The organism is Candidatus Dorea massiliensis AP6 (genome assembly GCF_964245105.1).
Classification (GTDB): domain Bacteria; phylum Bacillota; class Clostridia; order Lachnospirales; family Lachnospiraceae; genus Laedolimicola; species Laedolimicola intestinihominis.
The window spans coordinates 97,253-109,391 of sequence record NZ_CAXTKW010000014.1 but is presented as its reverse complement, the minus strand read 5'-3'; the positions used below and the strand labels follow the sequence as shown (position 1 = coordinate 109,391).

The following is a 12,139-nucleotide window of genomic DNA, read 5'->3' as shown; positions in this document are numbered from 1 at the left end:
CCTCCTTATTTTGTTTTCAACTCAAACGCTTCGATGACTGTACCTGATAAAACCCGTTCCAAGTCCTCCGAATCGGAAATCAGATTTCTATACTTTAACAGTTCCATAGGAACATTGCGCGGATGGTCTGATGAGAACATTACTTTATTAACGCCACAGCTTTCTATCACTGCCTTTGTTGCTGAGATTCCTAACCAACTGGGCTCTATATAAATCTGATCATACGTCTTTGTCAGAAAAACTGCCTCACTTTTCAGAAGATCTGTTCCCGCATGGGCAATTACAATTTTCACATCCGGAAATTGCTTTGCTGCCGGCAATATCATCATTGGATCCGAAAAGGGAGCTCCAGATCCGGTATGCACCATAACCGTGATTTTTAATTCTCTTGCCATATCAAAAATCTTCATTCCATCTTTTGAGGCAGGATTCACCGCATGCGCAATGGGTGTAATCTTTACCCCTACAAATCCCAATTCTTTCACACATCTCTTTAATTCGTCATATACTTCTTCATCCTTAAAATGTGGATTAATAGAAGCCATTCCATAAAAAAGTCCTTTTCCGGCATCACAGAATTCTGCTATTCTGTTATGATATGCCTTTGTTTCTTCTATATAAGGCCGGGAAATAAAAGGCTGAATGATTGCGCCATCTACATGATCTTTTCTATACTGAGTGATCAGCTCCTCTTCTGTGATTTCCTCATCAAACACATAATCATGTCCCAAGTGCGCATGTGCATCAATAATCATACTTCCGTCCTCCTTATCATCTTTTAAACATCATACCTTTCTTGTGACCCCATCCTAGCACATCCGGTTATATGTGTCAATATAATTTTATATTTTTTATATTTTGTATTAATTTATTTGATATTTTTGTGCATTTTCCCCATTTTCCAGATTATTATTTTATTTTAGATTTTTTAGTTGACTTTTTATTTGTGTTGTTTTATAATCCAAAACATAAAACATCCGATGTTTAAATTTTAATACAAAAGGAGAATGTCTTATGGAAAAAATAACTATTTTAGGCGCCGGTGGAAAAATGGGTGCCAGAATTACAGACAGCCTTCTTCGGAATGGCTATCATCCCTGCCTGGTTGAAAATGATAAAAGTAAAATTCCTTCTATTGAACATAAAGGACTTCCAATTGAGTCCCCTGAAAAAGCGCTTTCTGATTGCGACGTTGTAATCTTCGCTCTTCCTGACAGACTTTTAGGAAAGCTTACCGCACAATATGCTCCTATGGTAAAACCCGGAACATTAATCATTTTGCTTGATCCTGCCGCAGTATTTGCAGAAGAAGCTTTTATACGGGCGGACTGTACCACTGCTGTAATTCACCCCTGCCATCCACAGCTTTTCTTTGAGCAGCCAAATGAAGAAGCCAGAAATGATCATTTTGGAGGTGTTGCTGCCCTTCAGGATATTGTAATTGCTTACGTTTCTGGTGAAAGAAAGCTTTTTGACGATTTGGCTATGCCATTGAGTAAAAAAATGTTTTCACCGGTAATGAACAGCTTTGAAATTACCGTTGAACAAATGGCACTTCTCGAGCCTGCTGCTACAGAAGTGGTAAATACTGCCCTTATCAAATGTATGACAGAAGTAGTTGACGAAATTGTAAAAGCCGGCGTTCCGGAAGCAGCTGCCCGCTCATTTATCCTTGGTCATATGCAGATGGGACTTTCTATCTATTTTCTGCATACCAACCCTCTGTCAGATGCAGCTAAAATTGCAGCAAGCAATGGGTATAAAAAAGTTATTAATCCTAACTGGCGTGAAGCGCTTGATATTGAATTCACACGTACCATTGTAAAAGCTATGCTTCATCCGGATCAGTATCAACAGTAATGGAGGTTTCCCATGAAACTTGGACTCAGCACCTGTACCTATACCTGGAATTTTGGTGTTGCTAATTATCCACAGCCTTCTCATCCTTTTACTCTGGATGTCTTGTTTGACAAGGCTTTTAACCACCATATTCCTGTTGTTCAGATTTTAGACAATATTGTTCCTTTGCATCTTTTTTCGGATTCTGCTTTATACGATATTCGAAAATCCGCAGATGCACATTGTCTACAACTTGAAATCGGAACCCGTGGAATTACTCCCCATATTTTGAAACAATATCTTCATATTGCTGAAATTACAGGTTCTACCCTTGTACGTACTATTATGGATGGGGATGGCGCTCATCCAAGTGTTTCCGAAGGTATTTCCTGGATCGAAGAGGTTTTACCTTCCTATGAAGCCGCAGGAATTAGTCTTGCGATAGAAAATCATGATTTGCGTCATGTTGCTGAATTAAAAGAACTGACAGAAACAATCGATAGTCCTTATCTTGGTACCTGTATTGACTGTGTTAACTCCCTTGGAATTCAGGAATGTCAAGCTCAGGTCATAGAAGCGTTGCTTCCTCAGGCAATTAATTTTCATTATAAAGACTTTACAATTCGGCGAACTGATTATGACATGGGATTTATTGTTCAGGGCTGTATTGCCGGACAGGGAATGACTGATATGGATTATATGATTAAAAATCGAAATCATTCCAAAAAAAATTTTAATCTGATTTTGGAACAGTGGATGCCCTGGCTTGGAACGATTGAAGAAACCACTGCTTTAGAAGAACAGTGGGCCGAAGAGAGTATACATTATCTTCAGAATAAATTTAAATCGCTTTTTTCTAATTAATTTCATTATCCTAATGGAAACAGCAGCTTTATGATTTTTCATAGAGCTGCTGTTTCTATCTACATACCGAACTTTTCTCCGACACGGACGGCCAGCGCGTCTTTTCCATGGCCAATCTGCCGGGTTTTCAGAATCGGAAGCTCTGATCCTGCATAACGGCAGGCCAGCTCCTCTATGGTCGGGGAACAGCCCCTGTCCTCCATCTCCGTAAAGGTGCCGAGAAGCAGGGCTTTTATCTGCCGGAATACGCCAAGCTGCCTTAGCTGGCTGAAGTACGTAACCATCTTCGGGACGCCGCCGCTCCAGGACTCCAGAAGAAGGATTTTGTCCTGCATATCCGGCCAGTATTCCGTCCCCGCCAGCTTCAGAAGGCAGCGGATATTCCCGCCCACCAGAGTGCCGCAGAACTCAGAGAGCTCCTGCTTCTGTCCTTTTTGCACGTATTGGCAGGAAATTTGAAATAAATCCGATTGTTTCTGTAATATTGTATTTTCAAAGGCCGGACGGCGAAAGAATCCGCCGTCCGAAACAAGATTCCGGGCCTGATAAAGGACGGAAGACCTGCCGGTCTTCGCATAGATGGCATTCAGAATCGTGGTCAGATCACTGTAGCCCCAGAATTCTGCCTGGCTTTTCCCGATCACCTCGTAATCCAGATAAGGCAGAAGCTCATTGGCCAGATCGCCGCCTGACAGATCCAGTATCGCCTGTACTTCCGGATCCCGGTAGAAGCTCATCAGAGCTTCGGCCCGTTCTTCCGCAGTGCCGCTGAAGACAGAACAAAAAATCGGATCCTTCTCATATAGGCAGGGACTTACGCAGGGCGTGAAGCCCAGCCCCTCCAGGTATGCGCAAAGCTCCTCCACGCTCTCTTTTTTCCGTACTTCCAGACCGTTTGAACAGGCCACCAGCGCTATTTTTCTCATATCCCGGTCACCACAGCTGTCACCAGCTCCTTAAACTGCTTCGCCACCCGGTCTGCCGTTTCCTGTACCTCTGCATGGTTCAGCTCCCTGGCCGACATACCGGCCGCCAGGTTGGTGATGCAGGAGATTCCGCAGATCTCCATGCCCATATGCCGGGCCGCGATTGCTTCACAGACGGTACTCATGCCGACCGCGTCTGCGCCCAGACTCCGAAACATGCGGATCTCAGCCGGGGTCTCATAGGACGGGCCTGTCAGCTGGATATAGACGCCCTCCTTCAGGGGGATGCCCAGCTTTTCTGCCTCTTTTCTTACCACCCGGCCCATACGGCGGCTGTAGACCTCGCTCATATCCGGAAACCGGGGGCCCAGCTCCTCCAGATTCGTTCCGATCAGAGGATTGGGTATCATGGAAGAGATGTGATCGGTAATCAACATAAAATCTCCCGGCGCGAAATCAAAGTTTATGCCGCCTGCTGCATTGGTGAGCAGAAGCTTTCTGGCACCCATCATACCCATAAGACGGGTGGGCAGCACCACTTCTTCCATGGAGTAGCCCTCGTAATAATGAACCCGGCCCTGCATGATTACCACCGGAACCTGATTCACATAGCCGAAGACAAACCGTCCTTTGTGTCCGGGTACGGTGGACACCGGGAAGCCTTCAATTTCCCGGTAGCTGACCTCAGCCCGGATATCAATGCTCTCCGCGTAATCGCCCAGACCTGAGCCCAGAATCAGCGCCACCTCCGGCTGAAAATCCGTTTTTTCCCGAATACATCTCATACAGTTCTGCAGTTTTTCCAGTGCTTTGCTCATAGACATACCTTCCTTTGCTTATGAATGGAACCTTATTTTATTGCTGCTTCCTTTTCCTGTTCCGCAATGGTTTTTACGATCCGCTCCCGCACCAGCTCGGCGATGGCGGTGGTCTTCAGATCCTTATATTCCTCGTAGAAAATCGGCTCCAGGAAATGAACCTGAACCGTAACCGGGGCGATACTGTTCCGATCAAAGGGCTCAAAGGCGTTCAGAAGCGCTACCGGAACGATGGGCGCCCTGGCCTTCACAGCGCATTTGAAGCTGCCGCCCTTGAAATCCCCCACCTGATTTCCTTGTTTCGATCGGGTTCCTTCCGGGAAAATCAGATAGTTCCGTCCGTTTTTGACCTCCTCGGTCACAGCCAGAATTACCTGCAGGGACTGACGTACATCCTCCCGATCCATGATTTTCGCTTTCATGATCCGGAACACCTGCTTCAGAAACGGCACGTCCTTTACTTCTTTTTTTGCCACCACCGAGAAGGGCTGATCGCAGGCCTCAATAATCGCCAGCACATCGAAGAGTCCCTGGTGGTTGGGAAAAAAGACAAAGCTTTCCCCTGTGGGGATATGTTCTCTTCCATGTACGTCGATTTTCACACGTCCTCCCTTATTGGCGTGAAGGGTGATTTTTTTCAGCAGCGCGTATTTCTCCGGCTCCGGAATCTCCTCCGTATGCTTTGCGAAATGGCACAGCTGCCACCACCAGTATGGTACAAAGGGCAGATTATACAATACCATCAAAATAATTCTTCTCATCTTTTTTTCCTTCTCTTTATCTTTCTGTAAGCTTCAGCGTCTCAAACTCTGTCTTTATCGAAACCTGCTTTCCTGCCAGGCTGCCGCTGATGAAATCCAGCATCATAGACTGAAGCTCATCAGAATAGCTCCAGTAGGGGCTGGTAGTCAATGGAATCAGAAAGCTTCCTTCACTTCCGTCGAAGGTAAAGCGGTGAGCCTCTTTCACGCCCTTCCCTTCATTCATGAAGTACACCACGCCCTGGAATTTCAAAGGCTCCCCGGATCCGCTTTCGTCCCTGACCGTAATCCGCAGGAAGGGAATCTCCGAACCGTCCCGGTTCTCCGGAAAAGCGTAGAGAAAATAGTTTTCCTCGGCATTCAGAATATACCGATCATCGCCCAGTTCCGTGGCGTTGGTGTCCAGCAGGCTCCAGTCTATCTTCAGCGCCTCCGTCTCCTGCTCCTTTAGAACTTCATTGCCCCAGGCCTTCGGAAGCATTTTCAGATCCTCAATGTGCTGGAGCTTTCCAAACTCCTCGTAGGCCGGTTCAAACCGGGCCCGCACCTCGTCGTCATTGGTCAGGAAAATGATATTCTTATACTTGCAGGGCGTATAGTGCTTCTGCAGATACTGGTACATGTAGTAATTCCGAGTGCTTATGGATCCGGAATCGTGCTGCCAGGCAGGCGCCACGATCAGGATTTCCGGCTGCTTTTCCTGCAGCACCTCGATAGCCCGGGTCTGCATCACCCGGTTGTTGGTGTTGTAGGTACTGCTGAAAGGCATCAGGTTTTCCTTATTCAGGATATTATAATGGGACAGCTGGTTCGTCATATCCACAACCTTCTTATCCCGGCAGAGATCATTGACCAGGGTATTCAGGTTCATCAGCTCTTCCTTCTGCTCTTCCGTAATGTAAATGTTGCCGAGGCCCGGGATGCCCGTCTCCTCCACGGTGGCGTAAGTATAATCGTCACTGATCGTATCCCGCTCGAACACCTTCGCGGGCATAGTCAAAAGATTGCTTCCCCTGGTTACCACCGTCGCCAGGAACAGAAAGGCCATCATACCCGCTGTCCACAGGGAAAAGCGTTTTTCCAGGGAGGGCAGGAAAATCATCAAAATCAGAAACAGGCTGCAGATGGTAGTTACGATAATCCCCCGCTCGCCAAACTGGGTCCGCACGAAGGTATAACGCACGATCACCAGATTGAAAATAATCAGGAAAAACAGAGCGTACAGGGCAAACTTTTTCTCTTCTCCTTCTTTTCCTGCCGGGAAAATCAGGGCTGCCAGAAGGGAAAGTCCGAAGCCAAAGGTGGCGTACCAGACAAAGGGACTTGCAAGCTCCTCCCGCAGAATATCCCCGGTGGTTTCGAGAATCGCCGCCGAATTTTCCACAATATATCGAAGAATCGCGAAAAACATGGGAATAAAGCAAATTCCCAGGATCAGAAGCGGAATATACCAGGGCAGAATTTTCCGCCGCACTTCTTTTTCGTTCAGGCGGAAGAAGATTTTCCAGCCCTTCTCATGGAAGCACTCCCAGAGAATCATAGGCAGGGTCGCCAGGGCGCAGGCTCCGCCGATAGAGGAATTCCAGGCGATGGACAGGATCGAGATAAAGATCCAGCTCCAGAGCTGCATGGAAAAATCCTTCCGCATTTTTTTTGAAAATACGATCACGATAAAGGGCAGCGCAAAGGCCCAGCGCACGTAATAGTACTTGTCTCCGAACAGGGAGAACAGCAGCACGCAGAGAAGCCCCAGCAGCTGATTGTCGATAAAATAGTAGAACACCGCCGCCGTCGCCATGGCGATGAGGACACAGCCTACGGTCATAGCCGGTTCAATGGACGCATAGGTTCCGTCAAATAACAGCTTTCCCACTGCCGCCTGGAAATAATCGCATACTCCGTGGATCGGCATGGTATCGATATAGGGCACAATGCCGTAATTCAGAAGCTCATGCAGCGGCTCTGAAATTTCTCCGTAATGGTACATCTCCAGGGGCGTGCCGGAAATCGTTCCGTTTGGCAGCGTCCAGGAGGCAAAAACCGCCAGGGAGAGGAAAGTCGGAAGAGAAAGCGCCGGTCTGGAATCTTCCCTGTATTTTCTGAAAAATTTCCTGTTGTACAGGGTACATACAACTATCAGTATAAGAACTACAGTCTGCATTTTCACATTCTGATAAAGCCGGATAACCTGTCCTTCGCGAATATATTCATAATTTCCAAGCATCAGAAAAGAAATCGGCAGGATCCACTGTCCCCACTGCATATATTTGTTCAGCTGTTCTCGGTTTGGTTTTCTCTTTTGCGGATCTTTTCCACATTTGTAGTTAAAAAACAGAAAGATACCCACACCGATCAGAGTTATGCACTGAACTATGGGGAAAAGCTTCTCCAACCACGCCTGTATACCCAAAAACGCTTCCATTCCATAGCCAAATAAGGCCAGAATGAACTGGGAAATCAGTATCAGAAAGCAGGCGTCCTCAAACCACCCATAGCTTTCACGCTGCTTCGCCGTATATTCTTTTGTCCGATCAAAACTGCCGCAAAGCCGGCTCCATTTCTTCGAAAGCAGAGTCAGAAGCACCGCATACAGAAGAAAAAAGCCCAGCAGCCCGCCGATAAACAGATTCGCCAGGGTCATATCCCCCTGCTTATAGTAGGCGGTCCAGGTGGTATAGCCTGTGACAAACTCCGTATATTCCGGCATCCGCTGATACAATACCCGCATAACCAGCCAGCACAGGAGGGCGGTGGACGGGATCGTCAGCAGGGCTGAAATGACGCATATTTTCTGTGAAAAATATTTTTTCATAGTCTAAAACCTTTCCTATATTTGCCCATGTTTCCAGGGCATCCAGGGATACCCGTAGGGTATTTCCTTTGGTTTCTCTTACTTTTCTTTCTTATGGCTGTTCCATTTTCTCAGCGTTCCCGACAGCCCTGCAGCCGCGCCCGGAAGCATACACACAAAATACGGGAAGATATACTGGGACTTGGCCTCCCAGATGGTGTGGAAGAAAAATCCCCCCAGAATCACCATGGGCAGAAAAAGCTCCGGAAGCTGCCACCGGTTTTCCACTTTTATGCCGATCAAAAATCCTGCAAAAACCGCCGCGAAGACCAAAAGCTGAAACAGGTTCATGTATTCGCTAAGCACCTGATACAGCTTGCCCTCATAGATGCTCTGAACAATGGTAGAAAAATCACCGCTGTGAAACTGATTAACCCAGAGGGCCTCGTAGGTGGGCTCGTTCCACTGGGACAGGGTTTTTCTCAGGTAAAAGCGGGCGGTATAGACCGGATCCTTCCGAAATTGCCTCAATGACTCCCCGATTGCCTCTTTGGCAATGGCGTCGCTGGCTACCGGGTCGCAGTCCGAGTTTACATAAGTATCAAAGTTAAATGCGTTGTACCAGCCCTCGGCCCGCTCACCCTCTTGCATGCCCATGGCCACCCAGAGGGATTTGGGCATGCCGCTCTCGATCGTAAAGCCGGAGCGTGACTCATAAAAAGCCGTTAGACTTTTACTCAAAAACACAGTCAAACCGATCAAAATCAAGATGGCGGCCAGGCTTTTTCCGGCTTTTTTGATCCTTACGCCACTCTTTTTTACTGCGTCATATAAAAGCAGAAGCACCAACGCCACCAGAAAGATACTGTAGTTATTCTTCACCAGAATCGAAATTCCAATCAAAATTCCGGAGCTTACCGCATAACGCCATTTTCCATGCTCCAAAAAAAACAACAGTGCGTAAAAAGCCCCCAGCGCAAAGGCCAGTCCCAACATAATACCGTAGAGAAAGGTGCTGTACAGTATGAGCTGGATACATCCCATGGACGCCAGTAGCACCAGCCGATCCGTGTTTTGATCGTGATAAAGCCTGTCGGTAATTTTGTAAAGCAGATAGACCACCACACCATTTGCCAGAGCGGTCAGGTACATAAACGCTTTCCAGTTTTCTCCCCCGGTCAGCCGGTACAGAACCTCCAGAATCGCCGACAAACCCAACTGATTCGGGTAGATCTGCATATATTTTCCATGCTCAAAAAACAGAAAATTATTCTGGGTCATCAGGTAGGATACCCAGGAAACCGCTTTCTGATCGGCCTCCGGGTAGGTATGGCTTGCCTGAATCCAGAGGATGCCCATACCGATTACAAAAAGAACCGCAATCGCCGCCAATGCCTTTGTGGAAATTTTCTCAAATATTTGTTTTTTATATAATATATATAGGATTCCCACAACAGCCGCCAGGAACAACAGATTTAGCGGAATCAAATCCCACCGATACTCCGGTCGCTCCGCGTAAGAGGAATTCGGTGTGAAATAGGCAGTGCTTAACATGCTGGCCACCGTCAGAAAACCGAACAGCAGAATGGACAGCCAGAGTACCACGCCGTCCGCCGCCCGTAACAATTTATTTTGCATAAAATCTCCGTTCTTTATCGTAAAATACATGTTCCTGAATGCTTTCTTTGAGCGTAAGCCTTTCGTTTCAGAAAGTATTTCAGGTCAAAAAAATTACATTGAATCCGCATTACCGGGAAAGGTACACGAATTCAATGTAATTATAGTATAAAGCACTTCATTTGTCATCCTAAAGTTCCGACGGCGCGGGCTCTGTTGAATTACCTGATTTTTCACTGGCGCAGGCTCTGCCGAATCGCCGCCTCTTATTCCAGCGGCGCGCCGGTATTCCCACAGAAGTATTCTTTACATCGCAGCCCGAACAGAAATTCCGACACATTGAACTTTCGCATTCCGCTGTGCGCCTCCGCCTGATACTTGTTCATGGAAAAATATTCCCGCGTCATCTCCACCTCTGCGGTTCCTTCCTTTGCTGCCTTCAGCATCGGGCCCGATGCGTCGGTAGACAGCTCATAAAGATAGCTGGTTTGATCGTGGGCGATATTGTAGGAGGCAATCCAGGCGTCCATGTGGCTGAAGGACAGAACCAGATACAACACGGCGACCACTGCCACGCTGTAGTGGATCATTGGAAAACGCTCCTGATAAATGCTCCGGATCACGCCCGCAAACAGCACCGTCAACACCAGCAGCGCAAACAGCACCAGTACCCGAAGCCGAGTTAACTGATAGGCCTGAATGTACAGGAACATCCGGCAGGCCGAGGAAATGATCAGGATGTACGTGCAGGCGGAAAGGAAGGTCAGCATGATTTTCAGCGCTGTATTTTCCCGGAAAAAGCTTAAGGTCACCAGCACCAGCATAAGATTCAGCCCGCTGACAAACAGAAGCTGGAAGAAGCCCTGTCTGGCAAATCCTGCGTAGGAATATTCCGCCGGCAGGGTGAAGCCGCCGGTGAACAGATAGGAAATCTGTACCATACAGAACAGCAGATATACGACGCCAATCACAGCCAGCACCGTAATCGCTAAAACCGGCTCCTGGGTGCGCAGATCCTTTTCTTCCGTCTGAGGCTTTCGGTTCTTAACAGCACTGTAGATGCCGAAGAAGAACATCAGACCCCAAAGAAACATCAGTGTCATAAGGAGCAGCTTCGTCGGAAGGATGATACGGCTGAGCACCCGCACCACCCAGTCGAACGCGCCGCCCAGCATCTGATCGAAGACCGCGTCGGCGGAAATCAAAAGCGGCAGAATCAGGCAGAGCAGGGTTGCACCCAACAGAATGCCCAGGATCACATAAATCAGTTTCCCATTCTGCTTCTTTTCACCGGCTCCGGCCTGCTCCTTCCACACTCTCCGGCTTTTGGCCAGCTCCGGGAACACCGTGAAAAGATGGGCCAGTGTCATCATTGCCAGCTCCCATAAACCGCCCACATAGCGAAATACCGTCCATTTTTGATCCTCATAGCCATCATGCAGAAGCAGAATGCCAAACAATACCCAGACCGCCAGCTTATTGCACCAGATGATGATGAAATTGCCGGTCAGAAAGGTAGATATTCCCAGAAGCAGAATGGCCAGCATATAAAGCTTCGAGTCTTTTTTGATCGATCGCCCGGCCTGCTCCATCAGGCACTGATACATCATAAGCATCCCGGTCAGGAATACCGGATACAGCACGCCTGAAACATTGTCATACAAACAGAAAACATAAAAAAGCGAAAATCCAAACAGTAATTGCAGATGGCTGAACTTTTCCAGCTTTTTCGACAGCTTCATGTTAGAATTCCTCCTCACTGACCTCCGCGCCGTCACCCTCCGGAACGTATTCCAGAATATCGCCGGGCTGACAGTCCAGCGCTTTACAGATGGCGTTCAGCGTTGAAAACCGTACTGCCTTTGCCTTGTTATTTTTTAAAATGGACAGATTGGCCATGGTCACGTCTACCTCCTGTGAAAGTTCCGTGAGGCCAATTTTCCGCCGGGCCATCATCACGTCCAGATTGATACGAATTGACATCTCAAATCCCCCTATATGGTTAAATCATTTTCCAGCTTGTAGGTAACAGCCTGATCGAAGACATCTGCCAGCACCCGGCTGAACAGCCCCGCGATCAGGAACACCAGCACCTCCACCATAGCCGCCGGGGTCATCGCCAGAAATAATCGAATCACGGTCAGTCCCGCAATGCAGAAGCTGTAAACCGACATTCTCTTCAAACTGGTTACGTTCTTCTCCACGAAGCAGTCGGAAGCAAGAACCGTCCGGAACATAGAGCGGAGCTCCCGGATAATCAGCACCGCGAAAATGCCGGAGAGAAACAGGAACACCAAAAGCGGCAGGTAATACCGCCGATACTCCGGAAAATAGTCTCCCAGGATTTTCAGGGAAACCGGAAGACTGAAAGCCGCCAGAATCCCCGCCCAGAGCATGAAATCCAGCAAAGCCTTTGTAAATTTCGTCACTTTCATAATTACCTCCTGTAATGAAATTACGTTAAAAAAAATAGTAAGATACAGCTATCCCTTTCAGATACCTGTATCTTACCACTTTATTTAT

At 47.6% G+C, this 12,139-nt stretch carries 11 protein-coding genes; 2 read left to right on the top strand and 9 right to left on the bottom strand.

Annotated features, from left to right (window positions below):
* Positions 1 to 5 precede the first annotated feature (5 nt).
* Positions 6 to 755 carry an amidohydrolase family protein gene (locus ACESZP_RS14630; RefSeq protein WP_349164544.1) on the bottom strand — a complete coding sequence of 250 codons (750 nt, stop codon included), beginning with the start codon at positions 753 to 755 and terminating at the stop codon, positions 6 to 8.
* A gap of 259 nt (positions 756 to 1,014) precedes the next feature.
* Between ACESZP_RS14630 and ACESZP_RS14625 the strand changes: the two genes are divergently transcribed.
* Positions 1,015 to 1,860, top strand: coding sequence for a phosphogluconate dehydrogenase C-terminal domain-containing protein (locus tag ACESZP_RS14625; RefSeq protein ID WP_499709480.1), 846 nt, complete (start codon positions 1,015 to 1,017; stop codon positions 1,858 to 1,860).
* A gap of 12 nt (positions 1,861 to 1,872) precedes the next feature.
* Entirely contained in the window at positions 1,873 to 2,703 is an 831-nt protein-coding gene (locus ACESZP_RS14620) for a sugar phosphate isomerase/epimerase family protein (RefSeq protein ID WP_499709479.1), read from the top strand.
* 59 nt (positions 2,704 to 2,762) lie between these two features.
* Here the strand turns inward: ACESZP_RS14620 and ACESZP_RS14615 are convergent, their stop codons facing one another.
* The 8 genes from ACESZP_RS14615 to ACESZP_RS14580 form a co-directional block, all read right to left on the bottom strand.
* The gene (locus ACESZP_RS14615) at positions 2,763 to 3,629 is read right to left on the bottom strand and encodes a S66 family peptidase (RefSeq protein ID WP_499709478.1); all 867 of its coding nucleotides are present in this window, start codon (positions 3,627 to 3,629) and stop codon (positions 2,763 to 2,765) included.
* Positions 3,626 to 4,447: a purine-nucleoside phosphorylase gene (locus ACESZP_RS14610; protein WP_178039795.1), complete on the bottom strand. Its 822-nt coding sequence runs from the start codon at positions 4,445 to 4,447 to the stop codon at positions 3,626 to 3,628. Before ACESZP_RS14610 ends, ACESZP_RS14615 begins: the two co-directional genes overlap by 4 nt.
* A 32-nt stretch (positions 4,448 to 4,479) precedes the next feature.
* The gene (locus ACESZP_RS14605; RefSeq protein ID WP_499709477.1) at positions 4,480 to 5,208 is read right to left on the bottom strand and encodes a lysophospholipid acyltransferase family protein; all 729 of its coding nucleotides are present in this window, start codon (positions 5,206 to 5,208) and stop codon (positions 4,480 to 4,482) included.
* A gap of 16 nt (positions 5,209 to 5,224) precedes the next feature.
* Positions 5,225 to 8,020, bottom strand: a complete 2,796-nt coding sequence (locus ACESZP_RS14600; protein ID WP_499709476.1) for a hypothetical protein — start codon at positions 8,018 to 8,020, stop codon at positions 5,225 to 5,227.
* Positions 8,021 to 8,098: 78 nt separating this feature from the next.
* Positions 8,099 to 9,637 carry a glycosyltransferase family 39 protein gene (locus ACESZP_RS14595; protein WP_499709475.1) on the bottom strand — a complete coding sequence of 513 codons (1,539 nt, stop codon included), beginning with the start codon at positions 9,635 to 9,637 and terminating at the stop codon, positions 8,099 to 8,101.
* Between the two features lie 245 nt (positions 9,638 to 9,882).
* Positions 9,883 to 11,358, bottom strand: coding sequence for a DUF4153 domain-containing protein (locus ACESZP_RS14590; protein WP_499709474.1), 1,476 nt, complete (start codon positions 11,356 to 11,358; stop codon positions 9,883 to 9,885).
* 1 nt (position 11,359) lies between these two features.
* Positions 11,360 to 11,599, bottom strand: a complete 240-nt coding sequence (locus tag ACESZP_RS14585; RefSeq protein WP_178038077.1) for a helix-turn-helix domain-containing protein — start codon at positions 11,597 to 11,599, stop codon at positions 11,360 to 11,362.
* 11 nt (positions 11,600 to 11,610) lie between these two features.
* Positions 11,611 to 12,051 (bottom strand): DUF2975 domain-containing protein, encoded by a 441-nt coding sequence (locus ACESZP_RS14580; RefSeq protein WP_178038076.1) that lies wholly within the window; start codon positions 12,049 to 12,051, stop codon positions 11,611 to 11,613.
* Positions 12,052 to 12,139: the final 88 nt, after the last annotated feature.

Excerpts from the sequence above, each read along its gene's own strand:
- ACESZP_RS14630 (WP_349164544.1), bottom strand. The coding sequence starts at position 755 with ATGATTATTGATGCACATGCGCACTTGGGACATGATTATGTGTTTGAT.
- ACESZP_RS14625 (WP_499709480.1), top strand. The coding sequence starts at position 1,015 with ATGGAAAAAATAACTATTTTAGGCGCCGGTGGAAAAATGGGTGCCAGA.
- ACESZP_RS14620 (WP_499709479.1), top strand. The coding sequence starts at position 1,873 with ATGAAACTTGGACTCAGCACCTGTACCTATACCTGGAATTTTGGTGTT.
- ACESZP_RS14615 (WP_499709478.1), bottom strand. The coding sequence starts at position 3,629 with ATGAGAAAAATAGCGCTGGTGGCCTGTTCAAACGGTCTGGAAGTACGG.
- ACESZP_RS14610 (WP_178039795.1), bottom strand. The coding sequence starts at position 4,447 with ATGAGCAAAGCACTGGAAAAACTGCAGAACTGTATGAGATGTATTCGG.
- ACESZP_RS14605 (WP_499709477.1), bottom strand. The coding sequence starts at position 5,208 with ATGAGAAGAATTATTTTGATGGTATTGTATAATCTGCCCTTTGTACCA.
- ACESZP_RS14600 (WP_499709476.1), bottom strand. The coding sequence starts at position 8,020 with ATGAAAAAATATTTTTCACAGAAAATATGCGTCATTTCAGCCCTGCTG.
- ACESZP_RS14595 (WP_499709475.1), bottom strand. The coding sequence starts at position 9,637 with ATGCAAAATAAATTGTTACGGGCGGCGGACGGCGTGGTACTCTGGCTG.
- ACESZP_RS14590 (WP_499709474.1), bottom strand. The coding sequence starts at position 11,358 with ATGAAGCTGTCGAAAAAGCTGGAAAAGTTCAGCCATCTGCAATTACTG.
- ACESZP_RS14585 (WP_178038077.1), bottom strand. The coding sequence starts at position 11,599 with ATGTCAATTCGTATCAATCTGGACGTGATGATGGCCCGGCGGAAAATT.
- ACESZP_RS14580 (WP_178038076.1), bottom strand. The coding sequence starts at position 12,051 with ATGAAAGTGACGAAATTTACAAAGGCTTTGCTGGATTTCATGCTCTGG.